The organism is Pseudomonas sp. Colony2 (assembly GCF_019382755.1).
Taxonomy (GTDB): domain Bacteria; phylum Pseudomonadota; class Gammaproteobacteria; order Pseudomonadales; family Pseudomonadaceae; genus Aquipseudomonas.
This window is the reverse complement of sequence record NZ_CP080030.1, coordinates 3,175,740-3,195,494: the sequence shown is the minus strand read 5'-3', so window position 1 is coordinate 3,195,494 and position 19,755 is coordinate 3,175,740. Positions and strand designations below refer to the sequence as shown.

The window sequence follows — 19,755 nt, the reverse complement described above, 5'->3', positions numbered from 1 at the left end:
AAGCGTGGGCTCTGACAACGCCGCAAAAGCAAACCAATATCATTTGCGCAGTGCCCGGCCCTTTGGTTTAATCGCGACCAATTCTTATTTACGCCAAGGCTTCTGCGCCACATGGATACTGTGTCGACCCCGTCCACCTCGTTCAGCGACCTCTACGGCAATCACCATTCCTGGCTGCTGGGGCTGCTGCGCCGGCGCCTGAGCAATCGCTGGGATGCGGCGGACCTGGCCCATGACACCTTCATCCGGGTACTCAAGCGCCCGCCGGCCGGCGCCGATGAGACGCGGGAGCGCTCCTACCTGGCCACCATCGCCCGGGGGTTGTGCATTGATCACTGGCGTCGGCGCCAACTGGAACAAGCGTGGCTGCAAAGCCTCGCGGACCGGCCGCAAGCCCTGCAACCGTCGCCGGAGCAGCGGGCAATCATTGTCGAAACCCTGTACGAAGTGGATGCCATGCTCGCGCGGCTGCCCCACAAAGTCCGCGAGGCATTCCTGCTGGCGCAGTTGCACGGTACGCCCTACAAGCAGATCGGCGAACAGCTCGGGGTAGGCGAACGGATGGTGAAAAAATACCTGGCCCAGGCGCTGCTGCATTGTGCGGTGCTGGAAGCCGAACTGGACGGGATGCTCGTGGAGTGAACAGCCCCGGAAAGCTCAGCCATGCCAGCCTTGAGCAAGCGGCCCAATGGTACGTACGCCTGCAGGATCAGCCAGAGGCTGCCCAGCACTGGCAGGCATGGCTCGGGCAAAGTCCGGAACACCAGGCCGCCTGGGGCTATGTAGAACGGGTCAGCCAACGCTTTGCGCCGTTGGCCGAGCAATCCCACAGCGCCAGCCGTGCGTTGCGCAGCTCTCGGCGCCAGACGCTCAAGACCCTGCTGGTGCTGTGTGCCGGTTCAACGCTGGCCTGGGGCACCTGGCGCAACACCGCCCTGCCCCGGTTGGTGGGAGGCTGGAGTGCGGATTACGCAACCGCCGGCGGTGAAACCCGCGAAGCGCTGCTGGACGATGGCAGCCGCCTGTGGCTGAACGCCTTGAGCGCCCTGGATGTACGTTTTGACCGGGTCCAGCGCTTGCTGCACCTGCGTTTCGGCGAAGTGCTGATCGAGACCGCAAAGGACCCGAACCGCCCGTTTCTGGTGGAGACTGAGCAGGGTCGCCTGCGGGCACTCGGCACCCGCTTCAGCGTGTTGCAGGACGGCGACAGCACTTTGCTCAATGTGTTTGAAGGCAGGGTTGAAGTGCGCACCGCCGCCAGCCGGCAACAACGAATCATCGAGGCCGGGCAACAAGTGGCCTTCACCCGCGATGGGTTCAATCTCCATTCACCCGCATCCGCCACCCGTGAGGCCTGGAGCCGTGGCGTACTGCTGGCCGACAACCTGCCGCTTGGCCAACTGGTCGCCGAACTCAATCGTTTTCGCCCCGGCCACCTGGGTTGTGATCCCGCCGTGGCGCAATTGCCGGTAATGGGTTCGTTCCCCCTCAAAGACAGCGACCACGCACTGCGCCTGCTACAGGCCGCGCTACCGATTCAGGTCGACACGCTCATGCCGTGGTGGGTCACGGTCAGGCCCAAACACCCAGGCGCATAAAAACTTTCAGCCGTCAGTTCCCTTTTCCAAAACTCGTTCGGTAAACCCTGCAGATGCTTTCAATTCGCCGATCGATTTGATCCAAAGGGAATGTTCATGTCGCAACCCGTTCGCTTCACTTTGCGCCCGCTGGCGCTGGCCGTTACTGCTACCTTGTTGTGCCTGGGCGCGCTCGACGCGCAAGCCGCCGAGTCACCGTCGACTCAGGAAACGGCCCGCCACTACACCATCGCCGCGGGTTCGTTGGTCAACGTGCTGAACAGCTTCGCCGAGCAGTCCGGGATCTTTTTCGCCGGTCACAACAGCCTGGCCAGCGGCAAAACCAGCCCGGGCCTCAACGGCAGCTACACCCCGGCCAGCGGTTTGCAACGGCTGTTGCAAGGCAGCGGCTTGCAGGCCGTGCCCCAGGGCAACAACGGCTACGTGCTGGAGTTGGTCCCGGCCAACACCGGCGCCCTGGAACTGGGCGCCACCACCATCTCCGGCGAAGGCCTGGGCGCCACCACCGAAGATACGCACTCCTACACCACCGGCGCCATGGCTTCGGCCACCGGCCTGGCGTTGTCGATGCGCGAGACGCCGCAGTCGGTAACAGTGATCACCCGCCAGCAAATGGACGACCAGGGCTCCACCAGCATCGCCGACACCCTGCGCCGTGCACCGGGCGTGAGCGTGCAGAATTACGACAGCGAACGCTGGGAGTTTTCCAGCCGCGGCCTGCCGATCACCAACTTCCAGTACGACGGGGTCAACTCCACCTACGACGGCGTGTATGACTACGGGACCACCAGCACCGACATGGCGGTGTATGACCGCCTGGAAATCATCAAGGGTTCAGCGGGGCTGATGTCCGGTTCGGGCGACCCTTCGGCCACGGTCAACCTGATTCGCAAAAAGCCCACCCGGGATTTCAAGGCTTCCGTCACCCAGACCTTCGGCTCGTGGGATAACTACCGCACCGAAGGCGATATTTCCGGGCCTTTGACCGACTCCGGCAACGTGCGCGGGCGCTTCGTCGGCGTGTATCAGGATCGCCAGTCGTACCTGGACCACTACCAGAACACCAAGGACATTGCCTACGGCATCCTCGAAGCCGACCTGACGCCGGACACCCTGCTGACCTTCGGCATCGACCAGCAGGACACCCGCTCCCGTGGCGCCAGCTGGACCGGCTTCCCGATGTACTTCAGCAACGGTTCACGCACCGACTTCTCGCGGTCCTTCAACCCGGCCGCCGACTGGAGCCGCCGCGACTTCCAGAACCAGACCCTGTTTGCCTCGGTGCAACAAAAGCTCGCGAACGACTGGTCGCTGAAAGTCAGCCTCGACCGCAAGCGCAGCCAACACGACACCCTGCTCGCCTCCGCCAGCGGCGGCAACCCGGACCCGGTCACGGGCAACGGGATGTACATGTTCATGGGCAAATACAAGGGTGACCAGGTGCAAAACACCCTGGACATCAACCTCAATGGCCCCTTCAGCCTGTTCGGGCGCGAGCATGAATTGATCATGGGTTTCATGGCCACCCGCTCGAAGCAGGACGTGCCGGTGTACGGCTCGATCTACCCGCCCGTGGGCGGCAGCATTTACGACTGGCGCGGCGAATACCCGAAGCCTGACATTCCCCGCAGCGGCCAGAACGACATCGTGCAACGCCAGACCGGCGCGTACCTGGCCACGCGTTTGAGACCCACCGATGACCTGTCGGTGATCCTTGGCACCCGCGTCAGCAACTTCAGCGGCACCGACAACACCGACTTCTACGACCCGACCAAGGCCGACAACCGTTTCACCTACCGCCAGACCGGCGTCGTCACGCCCTATGCCGGTATCGTCTACGACCTGAATGACATCTGGTCGGTGTACACCAGCTACACCAAGATCTACAAACCGCAAAACAGCAAGGACGCCGACCGCAAGTTGCTCGATCCGATTGAAGGCGATACCTACGAAGCCGGGCTCAAGGCCGCTTTCTTCGACGGCCGCCTGAACGCCAGCTTCGCCGCATTCCGCATCGAACAGGACAACGTTGCGCAGTACGTTTCCGGGTTTGAGACCGACTCGGTGTATCGCCCGATTGCCGGCGCCACCACCAAGGGCTTTGAAGTCGAACTGGCCGGTGAAGTGCTGGACGGCTGGAACGTCTCGGCGGGCTACACCTACCAGCACAGCCGTGACGCCAACGGCGATTACGTCTACGGCTCCGTGCTGCAAACCACCACGCCCCAGCAAGTGGTGCGGTTGTTCAACACCTATCGCCTGCCCGGCGCCCTGGAGAACCTGACCGTGGGTGGCGGCGTGAATTGGCAGAGCGAGTTCTTCGGCAATGTGTTCCAGCCCGATCCCAACGACTCGGTGAATTTCGGCCACAACTCACGCATTACCCAGGACAGCTACTTCCTGGTGGACGTCATGGCGCGCTACCGCTTCAACGAGCACCTGAGCACCACGTTGAACGTGAAAAACCTGTTCGACAAAAAGTACTACACCGGCCTGGGCAACTTCGGTACCGGCTTCTACGGCGAGCCGCGCAGCCTGCAATTGGCGACCCGCTGGGATTTTTGAGCCCAAACGCCAGACTGCCGTAGCGCTTGCAACGGCAGTCGACTCGGGCTACATCCCGTCAGGAAGGTACGTCTGTTGTTCCTTCCCGGGCCATCCGAGGATGAGGGCTCCGGTTGCCCATAAAACGTGGGCGACCCGCACGGAGCCGAACTGACATGGAAGATCTGCCCTTTCTCTCGCACTTGCTGAACTTGCTGACAGGCGCCGATGAGGCGCGAGCGGCGGCGAAGCAACCCCTTTCCCTGGCAGACGCCATCAACGGCGTAGATCCGCGGATCGGTTTCCTGCGCAGAATGGAACCCGAAACCATGAAATGAAACGTTGCAGGCCTATTTCTGTGTAATCATTCACTGCATTGTTTCCCGGTGAGACTTGTAGTGATGCGATCGCCCCTCGAACCGACTGCCCCGGCCTTCTGGCGCGACGAACGCCTGCCGTTCATTGAGGCTCGCACCATCGCCGACGGGCGGAAGGTCTGCTACACCCGCCACGCCCACGAGCACTTTTCCATCGGCGCGATCACGGCCGGGCAGAGCCTGTACATCCATGGGGCATCGACCTTCAAGATCAGCACCGGCACCGTGGTCTTGATGAATCCCGGGGATGTCCACGCCTGCAACCCCATTGATGATCTGCCCTGGTCCTATCACATGCTGTATATCGATACGGCCTGGCTGACCGACCTGCAGCATCAGTTGGGTTTCAGCAAGGACCAGGACTTTCGTCCGTTCACCGCCACCCACACCACGGATGTCGCGCTGTACCGCGGGCTGAACGAGCTGTATGAGGTGCTGGTGGACAACCACGCCGAACACCTGCACAAGCAGAGTGCGGTGGTGAGTTTTTTCACCGAGGTGCAACAACGCCTCAACCCGTCGGAGACCCCGGTGCGCGAGGTCAATCACAAGCTGGAGCGGGCCGCCGACTATATCCGCGAACATTGCACCGAGGCCCTGAAGCTCGAAGACATTTGCCAGGCGGCTGAACTGTCACCGTCGTACCTGATTCGTGCGTTCAAGCAGTATTACGGCATGACACCCCACGCGTTTCTGGTCAATCGCCGTATTCAGTTTGCCCGCACCCAGTTGCGCAGCGGCCAGTTGATCGCCGACGTCGCACTGGCGGCCGGCTTTTCTGATCAGGCGCATTTCCAGCGCACGTTCAAACAGCACCTGGCGGCAACGCCCGGGCAATATCGCGGCTGATTCAGGCGAGCAGTAAATATCCCACGCTGGCCACCAGCAACGCCGCCATCGAGCGATTGAACAGACGCACGCCCTGCGGATTATTCAGGTAGCGCCGCAAAAATGTGCCGGCATAGGCCCAGCACGCCACCGACAGGTAGCAAATCACCAGATAGAGCACCGCGAACAGCCAGACTTGCTGCGCATCGCCGTCGGCCACGAACAATCCCATGCCCGCCACACACGCCAACCAGGCCTTGGGGTTGAGCCACTGCATGATCGCGCCGTAGAGCATCGAGGGCGCCGTGGCCGTGCCTTCAGCGTCCAGGCGCCCATTGTCCACGGCCAGTTTCCAGGCCATGTACAACAGGAAGGCCACCCCGCCCCATTGAATCAACTGCGTCAGCAGCGGCCAGCGCACCAGCACCTCATGCAGCCCCAGGCCAATCAGCACCAGCAGCAAGGTGAACCCCAGCGCGGCCCCGGCCACATGCTTCTGGCTGGCGGCAAACCCAAAGCGCGCGCCTGAACTGAGGGCCACCACATTCACCGGTCCCGGGGTGATGGACGTGGCCAGGGCGAAGGCGGCCATGGAAATGATCAAGCTCATTGCAGTTCCTTTTTGTTGTGCGGGTACGGACTGAACCTTAAGGGGAAGACGGATCACGGTATTGAAGAAAATGCCCCTGCCGGGAATGACCGAAAAAACCACCAGTTGAAACCTTTAGCTCACCCGCTGCAAAAGACAAATTTATTCCATTGATATAACTGTATTTTTCTCTTTCCAACGGGCGTTTTTGATAGGAAAAAATGCGTGTTTCCCAAGGTAGGCACGGTGCTAGAGTCGAGCGCACATCTGGCCGGATGACCTCAACCTGCTCACAAAAAAGGAATCGCCATGTCACGTCGCTTATTGGCAGCTGCCTGCCTGCTGCTATCCTTCTCCGGGGTTCAGGCCGCGGAACGCTGGGAAACCCTTCCGCCCACCCCGGCACCGATTGCGGGGGCCAAGACCGGCTATGCCGCCGTCAACGGCATCAAGGTCTACTACACCAAGACCGGACATGGTTCGCCGGTGATCCTGCTGCACGGCGGCCTGTCCAATTCCGATTACTGGGGCAACCAGGTCAAGGCGCTGGCCGCCAAACACACGGTCATCAGCCTCGACAGCCGTGGCCACGGGCGCAGTTCCCGGGACGAGAACCCCTTCGGTTACGACTTGATGGCCGATGATGTGGTCGCCGTACTCGACAGCCTGAAAATCCCCCGCGCCGATATCGTCGGCTGGAGCGACGGCGCAATCATCGGTATCGATCTTGCCCTGCGCCATCCCGACCGTATCGGCAAGGTGTTTGCCTTTGCCGCCAACACCCAGACCTCCGGGGTCAAGGATGGCGTAGAGAAAAATCCGACCTTCGCCGCCTTCATCGAGCGCGCCGGCAAGGAGTACGCCAGGCACTCGCCGACGCCAAAAGAGTACGACGCCTTCGTCGAGCAGATCAGCCATATGTGGGCCAGCCAACCCAACTGGACCGACGCGCAACTGGCGTCCATCAAGACTCCGATCCTGATTGTCGACGGCGACCACGATGAGGCGATCAAGCGAGAACACACCGAATACATCGCGGCGACCATTCCGGGAGCGGGCCTGCTGATTCTGCCGAACACCAGCCACTTCGCATTCCTGCAGGACCCGACGCTGTTCAATGCCGCGCTGCTGGACTTCCTGGACAGCAAATAGCCCCGCCTACTCTCCTGTCATCCGCTCCAGGCTGTTGCTCAAGTGCAACAGCATGGCGGCCCGGGCCGCGTCCGGGTCCTGGCGGCGGATGGCTTTCAGGATCGCCTCGTGCTCAAGGTTCGCCAGGCGCCCCAGCTCCATCAGGTCCGCGTCGCCGCGTTCCTCGGCATTGATCCGGGTGCGTGGGATTACCGAGTGGCCCAGGTGATAAATCACGTCGGTGAAATAGGTGTTGCCGGTGGCCTGGGCGATCAGGCGATGGAAGCGCACGTCAGGCTCAACGGCACTGTCGTTATTGGCCAGTGAATCCTGGTAATCATCCAGTGCCTGGCGCATCTGCTGCAGTTGTTCATCGGTACGGCGCAAGGCTGCCAGGGCGGCTGCCTGGGTTTCCAGGCCCATGCGCAGTTCAAGAATGCCGCGCACGCTGGCCGCGGTGTCGTGGGTCAGGTGCAGGCCGTGGCGCTCGTCGCGCTCCAGCACAAAGGTGCCGACACCGTGGCGGGTTTCCACCAGCCCGGCGGCCTGCAATTTGGAAAGCGCTTCGCGCACCACCGTGCGACTGACGCCGTACTCGCCCACGATAGCGGACTCGGATGGCAGCTTCTCACCCGGCGCCATCTGTCCCAGGAGAATCTGCTGGGTCAACGCGGTGACGATGTCGTGGGCAAGGCCCGGGGAGCGCTTGCGATGAGGTGCCGAGCTGGGGTTTTGCATCAGGAATTCCGTTCAGGGGCGCCTGGCAATACTAGCATTTTTGGAAGCCCCAACTTGTATGACAACAAACAAATACCTGTAGGAGCGAGCCTGCTCGCGAAAAAACCCGTCGCAGCTCAAACATTGCACCAAACCGCGTAATCGTTGACGATTTTCGCGAGCAAGCTCGCTCCTACAAAGGGTTGCCATCTCTGAAAATGCAGTTGTATGATGTCTATCAAGTTGTCAGACATCTCTGACAACCCAAATACGTCCCCGCACAACAATAATCAGTGGGAGTTTGACCCGTGACCCCTTCCAGCCCTGCGACAGCTGCGCCTGCCACCGACCCGGTCCTGGCCCGCGCGATCAAGAAGGTGAAGAGCCATGTGCTCCCACTGTTCGTGATCATGTTCATCGTCAACTACATCGACCGCGTCAACATCGGCTTTGTGCGTACCCATATGGAGCACGACCTGGGCATTGGTGCGGCCGCCTACGGCTTCGGCGCCGGGTTGTTTTTCATCGGCTACGCGCTGTTCGAAGTGCCGTCCAACATGCTCCTGCAAAAAGTCGGCGCGCGCATCTGGCTGACTCGCATCATGTTCACCTGGGGCATCACCGCCACATTGATGGCCTTTATCCAGAACGAAACCCACTTCTACATCCTGCGCTTTCTGCTGGGCGTGGCCGAAGCGGGCTTCTTTCCCGGGGTGATCTACTACTTCACTCGCTGGTTGCCCGGCGTCGAACGCGGCAAGGCGATTGCAATCTTCCTCAGCGGCTCGGCCCTCGCCTCGCTGATCTCCGGCCCCTTGTCCGGCGTGCTGCTGCAAATCACCGGGCTGGGCCTGCATGGCTGGCAGTGGATGTACATCATCGAAGGCATGGCGTCGGTGCTGCTGTGCTTTTTCGTGTGGTTCTGGCTGGACTCCAAACCCCACGACGCCAAGTGGCTCAGCCTTGAAGAAAAGGATGCGCTGGTGGGCGAGATCGACCGCGAACAGCGCGAGCGTGACGCCGCCACCACGGTCAAGCCGACCCTGGGCAAGCTGCTCAAGGACCGTCAGATCATGCTGTTCTGCGCCCTGTATTTCTGCATCCAACTGACGATCTATGCCGCCACTTTCTGGTTGCCGAGCATCATTAAAAAGATGGGCGACCTGAGCGACATCCAGGTGGGTTTCTACAACTCCATCCCGTGGTTGATCTCGATCATCGCGATGTACGCCTTCGCGGCACTGGCGGGCAAATTCAAGTTCCAGCAAGCCTGGGTCGCTGCGGCACTGTTGATCGCCGCCGTGGGCATGTTCCTCTCCACTACTGGCGGGCCGATCTTTGCCTTTATCGCCATCTGCTTCGCGGCGATCGGCTTCAAGTCGGCGTCCTCGCTGTTCTGGCCGATTCCCCAGGGTTACCTGGATGCACGCATCGCCGCAGCGGTGATCGCATTGATCAACTCCATCGGCAACCTCGGCGGGTTTGTCGCGCCCACCACCTTTGGTTTCCTGGAACAGACCACCGGCTCGATCCAGGGCGGTTTGTATGGCCTGGCGGGCACTTCGATCCTTGCGGCCATCCTGGTGTTTTTCGCCAGGACACTGCCCGGCCCGACCACCAGCAGCGTGCTGCAACCCGCACCCGTCTTGAGCAAATAAGGACTACACGATGAACACAGAACACCAGCACCACGCCAACAGCGCCCCGGTCGTGACCGGCCTGCAAGTCATCCCGGTGGCCGGTCACGACAGCATGCTGCTCAACCTCAGCGGTGCCCACGGGCCGTTTTTCACGCGCAACATCGTGATCCTTACCGACAGCGCCGGCCGTACCGGCGTCGGTGAGGTACCCGGCGGCGAACGCATCCGCGAGACCCTGGAAGACGCCCGCAGCCTGGTGATCGGCAAGCCCATCGGCCAGTACCAGAGCATTCTCAATGCCATGCGCCAGACCTTCGCCGCGCGGGATTCGGCGGGCCGGGGTTTGCAGACGTTTGACCTGCGCATCACCATCCATGCCGTCACGGCGATGGAAGCCGCGCTGCTGGATTTGCTCGGCCAATTCCTCGAAGTCCCGGTGGCGGCCCTTCTCGGCGAAGGCCAGCAGCGCGACGCGGTGAAGATGCTCGGCTACCTGTTCTACATCGGTGATCGCCAGCAAACCGACCTGGCCTATCGCAGCGAAGGCGATGCCGAAGACTGGTTCCGCCTGCGTCATGAAAAGGCGATGACGCCCGAAGCCATCGTGCGTCTGGCAGAGGCGGCCAAGGCGCAATACGGCTTCAATGACTTCAAGCTCAAAGGCGGCGTACTGCGCGGCGGCGACGAAATCGAGGCGGTGACTGCACTGGCCGAACGCTTCCCCGATGCGCGCATTACCCTGGACCCCAACGGCGCCTGGTCACTGAAAGAAGCCATCGCCCTGTGCCGCGACCAGCATCATGTGCTGGCCTATGCTGAAGACCCTTGCGGCGCGGAAAACGGTTACTCCGGGCGCGAAGTCATGGCCGAATTCCGCCGTGCCACCGGGCTGCCCACCGCCACCAACATGATCGCCACCGACTGGCGGGAAATGGGGCATGCGATCCAGTTGCAGTCCGTGGATATTCCCCTGGCCGACCCGCACTTCTGGACCATGCAGGGCTCGGTGCGCGTGGCGCAGATGTGCCACGAATGGGGCCTGACCTGGGGCTCGCACTCCAATAATCACTTCGATATTTCCCTGGCGATGTTCACCCAGGTGGCCGCCGCCGCGCCGGGGGAAATCACGGCCATCGACACCCACTGGATCTGGCAGGACGGCCAGCGGTTGACCAAGGCTCCGCTGAAGATTGTCGACGGCCACATCAAGGTGCCGGCCAAACCGGGCCTGGGCGTGGACATCGACATGGACGCCGTGGCCCACGCCCATGAACTGTACAAAGGCATGGGCCTGGGTGCGCGCAATGACAGCGTGGCGATGCAGTTCATGATTCCGGGCTGGACGTTCGATAACAAGCGGCCGTGCCTGGTGCGCTGACCTCAGTTGAAGATCATCGAAAAGTGCGCGCCCACCCCGGCGCGCACACCCTCGCCGACCGCCAGCGCCACCGAGCCGCCGGCCAGGTTGGCATCGCCGCAGGCAAACACACCGGGCACGGTGGTCTGGCGCGTCTCGTTGGTCAGCAGGTAGGGCCCGGTCGGCCCTTCGACAAACTCACAGCCCAACTGCTCAGCCAATGGGCTGGCCATGCGCGTACGGGACAGGGTGAAAATACCGTCCAGCGCGATCATCCGCCCGTCTGCCAATTCCACATCCGCCCGCTCACCGACAATCCGCCGCACCGCCGAGCTTTCGACGCTGACCCCACGCCGATCCAGTTGCGCCTGCTGCTCGGCATCCGGCACAAATGCGCCGTTGGTAAACAGCGTGGTGGTGCCCCAGTCCGGCAGCAGCATCGCGTGATGCATGGCCAGCGGCGACGTCGCCAGCACGCCGATGCGGCCTTGATCCAGTTCATAGCCGTGGCAATACGGGCAATGGAACACATGCTTGCCCCAGCGCTCCTTCAACCCCTCGACCTCGGGTAACTCATCCACCACGCCGGTAGCGAGAATCAAGCGTTTAGCGTTGAACTCACCCTTGCAACGGGTTCGCACCACGAAGCCATCCTGGTTTCGAATCGCTTCAACGGCGGTGTCCTGCACCCAGGTCACCGTCGGATATTCCATCAACTGCCCTCGCCCTTCGGCAGCGATCAGCTCCGGCGGCTGGCCATCCTGGCTGAGGAAACCGTGGGACGTGGCCGCAAACCGGTTGCGCCGCTGCCCGGCGTCAATCACCAGCACCTTGCGCCGAGCCCGCGCCAGTTGCAGCCCGGCAGACATTCCGGCGTAGCTGCCGCCGACGATAATCACGTCGTAAACCATGAAGATGACCTCTCTGGTGGCCCTTGCATCGGTTGCCGGGCACTCACGACACACCATAAGTTACATAAAAATACCTCGTCAAGTGTCTCGCAACTCCAATCGTTACGAACGATACTTTCGGGCAGGAACTCCAGAGGCTTGCAGATGAGAAACGACACCCGGCTTTCGCGCATGCTCCATGTGCTGATCCACATGGGCCGCCACGAGGAACGCGCCACCTCGGAGACCATCGCGCAGATGCTTGGTACCAACGCGGTGGTGGTACGCCGCACCCTGGGCCTGCTCAAGGAAAAAGGTTATGTGCGTTCGGAAAAAGGCCATCAGGGCGGCTGGATGCTGGGCAAGCCGCTGAGTGAAATCACCCTGCTGGACATCCACAATGCCCTTGGCACGTCGTCGATCTTTGCCGTCGGCCTGTCCACCGATCATCCGCAATGCCTGGTGGAACAGGCCGTCAATGCGGCGCTGAACCAGGCGTTTGACGATGCCCAGGCGTTGCTGCTGCAGCGTTTGGGAGAGGTGACGCTGGCACAGTTGGCGGATGATTTTGACGAGCGCTATCGGGTGGCGATAACGCCCGCACCCTGTGCGTGATGCACGCGACGCCCTAAGCGCCGCCCACCGAGCGCCACGCTGCCTCGGCCAGGGTTTCCCGGTACACCCGAGGGCTGCTGGCCGAGCGCCCGGCCAGCCAGGCACGGCAGTAGCTGTCGGCCTGGCCGATGATCAGTGATGGCAAGAGTTCGGCGGGCACCTGGCTGAGCTGATCACCCCGTCCAGGCAGCACCATCCATTCCTTCAGCAACGCGTTGCGCGCCTGGTTGCGGCTTTCCAGTTCAGCGGCGAACGGGCCCTTGGTCACCGCGAAATGCGCGTGGTACTGGAAGCGCGCCCACTGCGGTTCGCTGTCCACCCAATCGACATAGCTGTGGACCAGTGCGTACACCCCCTCCTTCGCTGTTTTGGCCGATTCAAGGTAGCGCCCACGCAATTCGGCCTGGACCTCCAGCGCGGTAAAAAACAGCGCGGCGACCAGGCCTTCCTTGTTGCCGAAGTGATGATAAATGGCGCCGACGCTGGTATCGCAGCGCGCGCGGATCATCTCGATGGTGGTGGCTTCAAGGCCCTGCTCGTTGAACAGGTCCAGGGCTGCCTTGAAGATATCGCGCTTCAATTCGGCCCTTCGGCCAGGGAAGCAACGCTGAAGCAGATCCGGGGTTTGCATGCTGAACAGGAACTCAGTCAGTGAAGAAGAATAAGCCCAGGCAGCTTGACAGATTTCCCATGGGCAGAATACTGTTCCGTTACAGAACATTATTCCGTAACGAAACAATATTCCGTAAAATTCATTTAATCAGCGAGGCAGCACCATGAGTCAGGCCCTGAGCATGTTCAACAGCGTTGGCCCCGAAGCGTTCAGCAAACTGGCGTGCCAGATGGCGCCCTACTTCAGCACCATCAATCCGTTGATGACCCAGTTGCGTCCGGGGTTTGCCTCGGTGGAAGTGCCGTTCAGCAAGGCCATCACCAACCACCTGGGCACGGTGCATGCCATTGCCATGTGCAACGCGGCGGAGTTGGCGGCGGGTACCATGACGGACGTTTCCGTGCCGGCGGGTGCGCGGTGGATTCCCAAGGGGATGACGGTGGAGTATCTGGCCAAGGCCAAGAGCAGCGTGACGGCGACGGCCAATGGCGAAGGTATCGACTGGCAAACGGCGGGTGACAAGGTGGTGCCGGTGGAGATGCTGGATGCGGAGGGGAAATTGGTGTTTACCGCGCGGATTATCATGAATGTGAAATTGGGGTGATGGGGTTGGGGGCATATCCGTTGCTGCGGTTATGGCCGCTATTGGGTTGCGCTCTCACAGCGGCCTACCAGCCGGCTTGAGTGGGGTGAAGCAACAGCAAAATCAAAGGCGGACACGGTCCAAATGTGGGAGCGGGCTTGCTCGCGAAGGTCGTTAACGATGACGTGGGTATCCTGATTCAACGTGGCGCTCTCAGGTTTTTCGCGAGCAAGCCCGCTCCCACATAATGCGGCGGAGGCAGCTCCCTTTACTTACTTTGGGCTGGGCCGGCATTCCGGCTTTTGCAAAGTGACTCGCTGTAAGAGCGAAACCATAAGTCGCCGTTACCTGAATAACGGATATACCTCCCCAAAAAGCTACCCCCCACAATTCCCACCAATCACCTCCCCCGCAAACGCCTTACGCACAAACGGCGTCGAGTCCACGAGCGAACCATTGACCGTAGCGGAGTGATCCAGCTCAGGATAAAAATGCCATTCAATCCGGTCCCCGACCTTGCACGCATCCCTGACCAACGCCTTTTGCCCAGGCACAAACACATCCTGATCCCGCCCCCCCGTACCGACAAAAACCGGAATATCCGTCTTCAACGTCGGATACGCCGACTCACGATAAACCTTGTCGAGCGCCTCTTTCGGCGACCGCTTGAAACTGTCATTGAAGCTGAGCCCATCAGCCATCACCCGCTGCTCAATGGCATGCAAACAATCCCGCTGGCTGCTCTCAAACGCAGGCACTGCACGCTCGCTCAAGTAATCCGCAGCCACAAACCCAGGATCAAACAACGTGACAGTACTCAGCCGCAGCAAGTTATAGGCAAAGGTCGGCACCACCGAACTGCGGGCCTTTTCCAACTCGGCACCGTCTCCCGTTTTATGGGCAGCCGCGTAAGGCGTACCGGTCGCCACCACCCCCACGATATCCAACTCGGGCGCATAGTCTTTCGCATAGACCGCCGTGGCAAACGCAGCACGGCCACCCTGTGACTGCCCAAACACCACCACACGTTTGGAGAGTTCGAAACCACCCGCCCCTACCGCGCGAATGCTGTCGAGCACCCCATAGGCCAGCGGGCTGGTCAAACCATACGGATGCAGGCCAGGCGTCCCAAGCCCCTGGTAATCGGTAGCGACAATCGCGTAGCCCTGAGCCAGCCAATAATTGAGATAGCGCGTATCCCGAGGGCTGCGACCGGCGAACGACGGCGCGCAGATATCGGCACTCCCCACCGTGCCGTGGGCCCACGCCATCAGGGGCCAGCCACCCGGCGGCGGTGTGCCCTTGGGCAGGAACAGCGCACCGGAAACGACAATCCGTTTATGGGTATCGAGACCGTCGGTGGACGTGTACAGGATGCGAATATTCTGCCCCGCCTCGGCCAGGCTTTGCTTTTCGGTCAACGGCTCGCTGCGCAGCATCCGCCCGGGTGACGCGGGCACCTTGTCCGCCCAGGTATAGAACGCGGGAACACCACCATCACCGACGGGTGTTTGCGCAGCGCTCACACCACTGCATCCCGCCAGCAATACCGCCAGCGCAAGCGATAACCGACGCGACATCACCAGCCCTCTTTCAACATCCGCAATTCAAGGTACTGCAACAACATGATGGTCTTGCCGTCGACGATCTCGGCCCTGTCCACCATGGCCAGGGCCTCCTCGAATCCCAACTCCAGCACTTCGATATCCTCACCTTCATCCTCCAGCCCGCCGCCATCACTGACTCGGTCGCCAGGCTGATATTCGCCGATGAAAAAGTGAATGCGCTCGGTCACCGAGCCCGGGCTCATGAAGGCCGAATAGATCTTTTCTACATGGCCCACACGGTAGCCCGTCTCTTCTTCCGCCTCCAGGCGAATGCGTTCCTCGGGGCTGGCGTTGTCCAGCAGGCCGGCGGCAGACTCGATCAGGTAACCGTGGTAGCCGTTAACGTAGCTAGGCATGCGGAACTGGCGAATCAGCAACACCGTGCGCCGCTCGCGGTTGTACAGCAGGATCGTCGCGCCATTGCCCCGGTCATAGATCTCCCGGGTCTGGGACTGCCAACTGCCGTCGCGGCGGCGCAGGTCAAAGGTGTACTTTTTCAGCACATACCAATTATCCGAGAGCAGTTCTTCGGCGTGGATGCGGACGGGACTGTTTTCCATGGCAGGACCTTTTTGTCTTGTGTTATTCAGCATGTCGTGCAAAATCGTGCACAGTCAAGAAAAAACGTGCAGGAAGCTTCCGATGCTGACCCAACAACGTAAACAACACCTGCTGGATACGCTGCACCGCGACGGCCGGCTGATTGCCAAGGAGTTGAGCCAGGCACTGGAGGTTTCCGAGGACACGATTCGGCGTGACCTGCGGGAAATGGCCAAGGAAGGTTTGCTGCTGCGGGTGCACGGCGGCGCCTTGCCGGCATCCCCCGCGATGGCTGATTTTTCGGTACGGGAACACTTGGTACCCGAGGAAAAAATCGCCATTGGCCGGACGGCTGCGCAACTTGTGCAGCCCGGCCAGGTGGTGTTTATCGATGGCGGTACCACGTGCCTGCAACTGGCCCATCACTTGCCGGCGGAACTGAATGCCACCGTGGTCACCCACAGCCCGTCGATTGCGATGGCCCTGGTGGATCATCCGCAGATTGAAGTGATCATGCTCGGCGGGCGGCTGTTTCGCCACTCACTGGTGGGGGTGGGGGCGGCCACGCTGGAGGCCATCGGCCGGGTCAATGCCGACCTGTATTTCATGGGGGTGTGCAGCGTGCACCCGAATGCCGGCCTGTCTACCGGCGATTATGAAGAGGCAGTGGTCAAGCGCGCGTTGTGTCACGCGGCCGCAGAAACCATCGTGCTGGCCACCTCGGAAAAGCTCAACACCGCGTCGCCCTACCAGGTGGTGGAGCTGGCACACATCAGCGCGATCGTCGCATTGGCCAGTACCCCGCGTGCCCTGCTGCAACCCTATGAAGCTCAGGGCCTGACGCTTTACCTGGCGTGACCGTCAACAGTCCTTGATGGCTTGCCATAACGCGGCGACTTGCACAGCGTCCGAGGCGTTGACCCGCGCCAGGTCAACCGGATACTCGACCCCCGGATTTTCCGCGAACCGCGTGGCGGTGAACTGGCCGTTGCTGGCACGCAGAATATAGCCGCTGTCCTGGCACGCTGCCGAAGCCAGGAAGATCACCCCAGGCGTGACCCATTCCGGCTTGAGGTTGTGCGGCTCGCCGGTCACGCCCCACATGCGGGTCTTGGCCACGGGTGAGATGGCATTGACCAGGATCCCGGCCTCCGCCCCTTCCCCGCTCAAGGCATTCATGATCCCCAGTTGCGCCATCTTCCCCGCGCTGTAGGCCGCCAGGCCGGGCTGGACGTAGCGCGTGTACATCGCACGGTCGGAGGTGGTCAGCACAATGCGGGGTGCGGCAGATCGCGTGAGGTGCTGCCACGCGTGTTTGCACAGCCAGATCGGTGCATAGACATTGACGTCCATGGCCCGCCGGATGAAAGCCTCGTCGGCGGCCTCGATGGGCTGATAGCCGACCCAGCCAGCATTGTGGATCAGGATATCGAGCTGCCCGAAATGCGTGATGGCGCACTCGATCAGCGCTCGACACCCCGCTTCGCCGGACAGGTCACCCGCGTGGCCAACCACCCGCAGGCCTTCACCCTGCAGCGCCAGCGCGGCCGCCTGTACCACCTGGGGATCAGCCCCATCGCCGAGGGTGTCGGCACCGATATCACTGATTACCACCTGCGCGCCGAGTCGCGCCAACTCGCGCGCATAGCTGAACCCCAAGCCACGGGCGGCACCGGTCACGATTGCGGTTTTACCTGTAAAGTCCATCGTCGCGTTCTCCTGATAGGCACTCCACCCTAACAACCCGTGGCCGTCCTGTTTAATACTGAAAAACAGCGATATTGATACCTGCGTCGTATCAAGCCCCACACCGCCATCTACCTGAAGGAACAGCCCAGATGATCGAAACCCGCCTGTTGCGCCAGTTCGTTGCCGTTGCCGAAGCGCTGCACTTTCACCAGGCCGCGGAGCGCCTGCATATGGCGCAGCCAGCGTTGAGCCAGGCGATCAATCGCCTGGAGGCAAAGTTGGGGTTTGCCCTGCTGCAGCGTGACCGTCGTGGCGTGAAGCTGCTGCCAGCCGGGGCGGCGTTTCTTCAGACGGCCTACACCGTCCTCGGGCAATTGCAGCAAGGCATTGAGCAAGCCCGGCAGGTGTCCCAGGGAACCGCCGGCACGCTCACCATCACCTCGGTGTCGATCACCGGCTATCCGTGGTTGCTGGATACCCTCAGGCAGTTTCGCCTGGCGTTCCCCAGGGTTCAGTTGGTGATCAAGGAAATGCCCTCTGCCAACCAGGCCAAGGCCTTGTTGAGTGGTGATACCGATATCGCTTTTTTGCGCTACCTGCCAGGCCTGGCAGATAACATCGAATCCCGGCTGCTGCTGGATGAACCGATCCTGCTGGCGCTGCCCGCAGACCATCCGAATGCGGATGACGCCGCTATCGAGCTGAAGGACTTTGCCGGCGCCGATTTTGTGTTCACGCCCCAGGCATTGGGCAGTGGCTATCACCACCAGTTGATCGCTTTATGCGAGGCCGCGGGCTTCTCTCCAAGGGTGGTCCAGGAAGCCGATCAATTACCCACCCTGATTGGCCTGGTGGCGTGCGGGTTTGGTGTGGCGCTGGTGCCGCAGTCCATTGCCCGTTCGATGCCCCGTGACAAGGTGGCGTTTGTGCCCCTCACCGCCGCGTCCTCCAGCATCGGGCTCTACCTCAACTGGAACACCAGCAATTCTTCCCCCTTGGCCGGGCACTTCTTTTCTCTGCTGGACGAGGCGATGTAATACTTTGCAAGCAATGTCCGGTGACGACCGTCTGAATATTTCCTGCGCGGCCAGGGCATCTGTTAAAACCCGTGCTTCGCCTGTGTCCTGGAACCTTCATGTCTTCACGTTTTCTGTCCCGTCTCGGCCTGCGCTGGTTTCCCTTGCTATGCATGGCCGCCCTGATCATCGGCCTGCCCGTGGGTTGCGCCGTGCTGCAACACAAGGAACGCGAGTTGCTGTTTCGCGTGGAGCCAGGCACTGCCAGCTGGTACAGCGGGTTGCCGCGTGATGTGCAGGAATTCGACCTGAAACCCGCGAGTTTCAAGGCAGGGCAGAATATTCATGGCTGGTGGTGGCCAGCGGCACAGAAGGACGCGCCGGCAATTCTCTACCTGCACGGCGTGCGCTGGAACCTCACTGGCCAACTGTTTCGCATCGAACAGCTGCGGGCCCTGGGCTTTTCCGTACTGGCCATCGACTACCGCGGCTTCGGCCAGAGTCGAGGCGACCTGCCGTCGGAAACCAGCGTGTACGAAGACGCGCGCATTGCCTGGGAACGCTTCCAGGTGCTGCAACCCGATCCTGCCAAGCGCCTCATCTACGGGCACTCCCTGGGTGGCGCGGTGGCCATCGACCTCGCGGTGGAACTGGGCAAGCAGGCAGCGAACAATCAGGTGCCGCCGCCAGTGCGCGGACTGGTCATCGAGTCCACCTTTACCTCCCTGGCAGATGTGGCCACAGCAGTAGCCAATACGTCATTGCCGGTGCGCTGGCTGCTGTCGCAGAAGTTCGATTCCATTGACAAGATCGCTGATATCCACATGCCGCTGCTGGTGGTTCACGGGCTCGCCGATGCCTTCGTGCCACCGCGCTTCAGCCAGCAACTGTTTGACGCCGCCCAACAGCCGAAACACCTGTTGCTGGTACCCGGTGCCACTCATAACGACAGCATGCGACTGGCCGGCAGCAGTTATCGCCAGGCGTTGGACAGCCTGATGCAATCGAAGCGCGCCACTCAGGTTGCCGGGCCCTCCACCGGGCGCCCAAACGACTCGTAAATCTGCATTTCGGCACCGGTTTCGCCGGTGCCTGTCAAGGCGCAAAGCCTGCCCATACTGGCCATAAACAGTGACTGATCAAATATTAACCGCAGGTTAAATCGCCATACCCGCCGGGCTCAAGCGAAGTTATCCACAGAGATACCCACGGTTTTCGTGGACAACTCTTTTTACTTTTTTACGATTTTTTTGCTCAGTAATGCCCTGTTGGAAAGCTTGGCGGCAGCAAAATCTCCTGCATCACCTCGCGAATCGAAACCATGGGGTTTGGTACCGGACCGGGTGTGGTTTTTCCATGGTGCTCAGCTCACTCGGCAGGGCATCACCGACACCCCAACCCATTGCGTTTGCGCCTAATGC

The 19,755-nt window shown here is 61.3% G+C and carries 20 protein-coding genes; 13 read left to right on the top strand and 7 right to left on the bottom strand.

The features are described from left to right. Nucleotides 1–111: 111 nt before the first annotated feature. The 5 genes from JV201_RS12905 (at nucleotide 112) to JV201_RS12885 (ending at nucleotide 5,368) form a co-directional block, all read left to right on the top strand. Entirely contained in the window at nucleotides 112–642 is a 531-nt protein-coding gene (locus JV201_RS12905; protein ID WP_134326409.1) for a sigma-70 family RNA polymerase sigma factor, read from the top strand. Further along, nucleotides 639–1,598 (top strand): FecR domain-containing protein, encoded by a 960-nt coding sequence (locus tag JV201_RS12900; protein ID WP_177117100.1) that lies wholly within the window; start codon nucleotides 639–641, stop codon nucleotides 1,596–1,598. Before JV201_RS12905 ends, JV201_RS12900 begins: the two co-directional genes overlap by 4 nt. A gap of 96 nt (nucleotides 1,599–1,694) precedes the next feature. Beyond that, nucleotides 1,695–4,163 (top strand): TonB-dependent siderophore receptor, encoded by a 2,469-nt coding sequence (locus tag JV201_RS12895; RefSeq protein WP_371315636.1) that lies wholly within the window; start codon nucleotides 1,695–1,697, stop codon nucleotides 4,161–4,163. Between the two features lie 155 nt (nucleotides 4,164–4,318). Beyond that, entirely contained in the window at nucleotides 4,319–4,480 is a 162-nt protein-coding gene (locus JV201_RS12890; RefSeq protein ID WP_157222841.1) for a hypothetical protein, read from the top strand. Nucleotides 4,481–4,543: 63 nt separating this feature from the next. After that, the gene (locus JV201_RS12885) at nucleotides 4,544–5,368 is read left to right on the top strand and encodes an AraC family transcriptional regulator (RefSeq protein ID WP_219407164.1); all 825 of its coding nucleotides are present in this window, start codon (nucleotides 4,544–4,546) and stop codon (nucleotides 5,366–5,368) included. 1 nt (nucleotide 5,369) lies between these two features. On the opposite strand, the gene JV201_RS12880 is transcribed toward JV201_RS12885, so the two are convergent. Beyond that, entirely contained in the window at nucleotides 5,370–5,957 is a 588-nt protein-coding gene (locus JV201_RS12880) for a LysE family translocator (RefSeq protein WP_219407028.1), read from the bottom strand. Between the two features lie 288 nt (nucleotides 5,958–6,245). On the opposite strand from JV201_RS12880, the gene JV201_RS12875 reads away from it, so the two are divergent. Then, a complete protein-coding gene (locus tag JV201_RS12875) occupies nucleotides 6,246–7,088 on the top strand; it encodes an alpha/beta fold hydrolase (RefSeq protein ID WP_177019981.1) in 843 nt (280 codons plus the stop codon). 6 nt (nucleotides 7,089–7,094) lie between these two features. Here the strand turns inward: JV201_RS12875 and JV201_RS12870 are convergent, their stop codons facing one another. Further along, nucleotides 7,095–7,805, bottom strand: coding sequence for a FadR/GntR family transcriptional regulator (locus JV201_RS12870; protein WP_008435219.1), 711 nt, complete (start codon nucleotides 7,803–7,805; stop codon nucleotides 7,095–7,097). A gap of 287 nt (nucleotides 7,806–8,092) precedes the next feature. Here JV201_RS12870 and JV201_RS12865 point away from each other — a divergent pair, with 287 nt between their 5' ends. Both JV201_RS12865 and gudD read left to right on the top strand, forming a co-directional pair. After that, nucleotides 8,093–9,442: an MFS transporter gene (locus JV201_RS12865; protein WP_008435222.1), complete on the top strand. Its 1,350-nt coding sequence runs from the start codon at nucleotides 8,093–8,095 to the stop codon at nucleotides 9,440–9,442. Nucleotides 9,443–9,452: 10 nt separating this feature from the next. Next, nucleotides 9,453–10,802 (top strand): glucarate dehydratase, encoded by a 1,350-nt coding sequence (gene gudD, locus JV201_RS12860; RefSeq protein ID WP_134326403.1) that lies wholly within the window; start codon nucleotides 9,453–9,455, stop codon nucleotides 10,800–10,802. A 2-nt stretch (nucleotides 10,803–10,804) separates the two neighbouring features. Here the strand turns inward: gudD and JV201_RS12855 are convergent, their stop codons facing one another. Next, nucleotides 10,805–11,692 (bottom strand): NAD(P)/FAD-dependent oxidoreductase, encoded by an 888-nt coding sequence (locus JV201_RS12855; RefSeq protein WP_219407027.1) that lies wholly within the window; start codon nucleotides 11,690–11,692, stop codon nucleotides 10,805–10,807. Nucleotides 11,693–11,836: 144 nt separating this feature from the next. On the opposite strand from JV201_RS12855, the gene JV201_RS12850 reads away from it, so the two are divergent. Further along, nucleotides 11,837–12,286, top strand: a complete 450-nt coding sequence (locus JV201_RS12850; RefSeq protein WP_008435227.1) for an Rrf2 family transcriptional regulator — start codon at nucleotides 11,837–11,839, stop codon at nucleotides 12,284–12,286. Between the two features lie 13 nt (nucleotides 12,287–12,299). On the opposite strand, the gene JV201_RS12845 is transcribed toward JV201_RS12850, so the two are convergent. Next, nucleotides 12,300–12,917 carry a TetR/AcrR family transcriptional regulator gene (locus JV201_RS12845; RefSeq protein ID WP_219407026.1) on the bottom strand — a complete coding sequence of 206 codons (618 nt, stop codon included), beginning with the start codon at nucleotides 12,915–12,917 and terminating at the stop codon, nucleotides 12,300–12,302. A gap of 145 nt (nucleotides 12,918–13,062) precedes the next feature. On the opposite strand from JV201_RS12845, the gene JV201_RS12840 reads away from it, so the two are divergent. Then, nucleotides 13,063–13,503: a hotdog fold domain-containing protein gene (locus tag JV201_RS12840; RefSeq protein ID WP_008435232.1), complete on the top strand. Its 441-nt coding sequence runs from the start codon at nucleotides 13,063–13,065 to the stop codon at nucleotides 13,501–13,503. A 356-nt stretch (nucleotides 13,504–13,859) separates the two neighbouring features. Here the strand turns inward: JV201_RS12840 and JV201_RS12835 are convergent, their stop codons facing one another. Together JV201_RS12835 and JV201_RS12830 are read right to left on the bottom strand one after the other, a co-directional pair. Continuing rightward, nucleotides 13,860–15,062, bottom strand: a complete 1,203-nt coding sequence (locus tag JV201_RS12835; RefSeq protein WP_219407025.1) for a lipase family protein — start codon at nucleotides 15,060–15,062, stop codon at nucleotides 13,860–13,862. Continuing rightward, complete coding sequence (locus JV201_RS12830; RefSeq protein ID WP_219407024.1) at nucleotides 15,062–15,649, bottom strand: NUDIX domain-containing protein; 588 nt, start codon at nucleotides 15,647–15,649, stop codon at nucleotides 15,062–15,064. Before JV201_RS12830 ends, JV201_RS12835 begins: the two co-directional genes overlap by 1 nt. An 82-nt stretch (nucleotides 15,650–15,731) precedes the next feature. Here JV201_RS12830 and JV201_RS12825 point away from each other — a divergent pair, with 82 nt between their 5' ends. Then, the gene (locus JV201_RS12825; protein ID WP_219407023.1) at nucleotides 15,732–16,487 is read left to right on the top strand and encodes a DeoR/GlpR family DNA-binding transcription regulator; all 756 of its coding nucleotides are present in this window, start codon (nucleotides 15,732–15,734) and stop codon (nucleotides 16,485–16,487) included. A gap of 3 nt (nucleotides 16,488–16,490) precedes the next feature. On the opposite strand, the gene JV201_RS12820 is transcribed toward JV201_RS12825, so the two are convergent. After that, nucleotides 16,491–17,336: an SDR family NAD(P)-dependent oxidoreductase gene (locus JV201_RS12820; protein ID WP_219407022.1), complete on the bottom strand. Its 846-nt coding sequence runs from the start codon at nucleotides 17,334–17,336 to the stop codon at nucleotides 16,491–16,493. Between the two features lie 131 nt (nucleotides 17,337–17,467). Between JV201_RS12820 and JV201_RS12815 the strand changes: the two genes are divergently transcribed. Together JV201_RS12815 and JV201_RS12810 are read left to right on the top strand one after the other, a co-directional pair. Beyond that, on the top strand, nucleotides 17,468–18,355 hold the full coding sequence (locus JV201_RS12815; protein WP_219407021.1) for a LysR family transcriptional regulator: 888 nt from the start codon (nucleotides 17,468–17,470) through the stop codon (nucleotides 18,353–18,355). 98 nt (nucleotides 18,356–18,453) lie between these two features. Further along, nucleotides 18,454–19,395 (top strand): alpha/beta hydrolase, encoded by a 942-nt coding sequence (locus JV201_RS12810; protein ID WP_003207412.1) that lies wholly within the window; start codon nucleotides 18,454–18,456, stop codon nucleotides 19,393–19,395. Nucleotides 19,396–19,755: the final 360 nt, after the last annotated feature.

Bases quoted from the DNA above. Each gene is read 5' to 3' on its own strand.
- JV201_RS12810 (WP_003207412.1), top strand. From the start codon at position 18,454: ATGTCTTCACGTTTTCTGTCCCGTCTCGGCCTGCGCTGGTTTCCCTTG.
- JV201_RS12835 (WP_219407025.1), bottom strand. From the start codon at position 15,062: ATGTCGCGTCGGTTATCGCTTGCGCTGGCGGTATTGCTGGCGGGATGC.
- JV201_RS12870 (WP_008435219.1), bottom strand. From the start codon at position 7,805: ATGCAAAACCCCAGCTCGGCACCTCATCGCAAGCGCTCCCCGGGCCTT.
- JV201_RS12905 (WP_134326409.1), top strand. From the start codon at position 112: ATGGATACTGTGTCGACCCCGTCCACCTCGTTCAGCGACCTCTACGGC.
- JV201_RS12850 (WP_008435227.1), top strand. From the start codon at position 11,837: ATGAGAAACGACACCCGGCTTTCGCGCATGCTCCATGTGCTGATCCAC.
- JV201_RS12885 (WP_219407164.1), top strand. From the start codon at position 4,544: ATGCGATCGCCCCTCGAACCGACTGCCCCGGCCTTCTGGCGCGACGAA.
- JV201_RS12840 (WP_008435232.1), top strand. From the start codon at position 13,063: ATGAGTCAGGCCCTGAGCATGTTCAACAGCGTTGGCCCCGAAGCGTTC.
- JV201_RS12820 (WP_219407022.1), bottom strand. From the start codon at position 17,336: ATGGACTTTACAGGTAAAACCGCAATCGTGACCGGTGCCGCCCGTGGC.
- JV201_RS12845 (WP_219407026.1), bottom strand. From the start codon at position 12,917: ATGCAAACCCCGGATCTGCTTCAGCGTTGCTTCCCTGGCCGAAGGGCC.
- gudD (WP_134326403.1), top strand. From the start codon at position 9,453: ATGAACACAGAACACCAGCACCACGCCAACAGCGCCCCGGTCGTGACC.
- JV201_RS12830 (WP_219407024.1), bottom strand. From the start codon at position 15,649: ATGGAAAACAGTCCCGTCCGCATCCACGCCGAAGAACTGCTCTCGGAT.
- JV201_RS12895 (WP_371315636.1), top strand. From the start codon at position 1,695: ATGTCGCAACCCGTTCGCTTCACTTTGCGCCCGCTGGCGCTGGCCGTT.
- JV201_RS12875 (WP_177019981.1), top strand. From the start codon at position 6,246: ATGTCACGTCGCTTATTGGCAGCTGCCTGCCTGCTGCTATCCTTCTCC.
- JV201_RS12880 (WP_219407028.1), bottom strand. From the start codon at position 5,957: ATGAGCTTGATCATTTCCATGGCCGCCTTCGCCCTGGCCACGTCCATC.
- JV201_RS12815 (WP_219407021.1), top strand. From the start codon at position 17,468: ATGATCGAAACCCGCCTGTTGCGCCAGTTCGTTGCCGTTGCCGAAGCG.
- JV201_RS12825 (WP_219407023.1), top strand. From the start codon at position 15,732: ATGCTGACCCAACAACGTAAACAACACCTGCTGGATACGCTGCACCGC.
- JV201_RS12855 (WP_219407027.1), bottom strand. From the start codon at position 11,692: ATGGTTTACGACGTGATTATCGTCGGCGGCAGCTACGCCGGAATGTCT.
- JV201_RS12890 (WP_157222841.1), top strand. From the start codon at position 4,319: ATGGAAGATCTGCCCTTTCTCTCGCACTTGCTGAACTTGCTGACAGGC.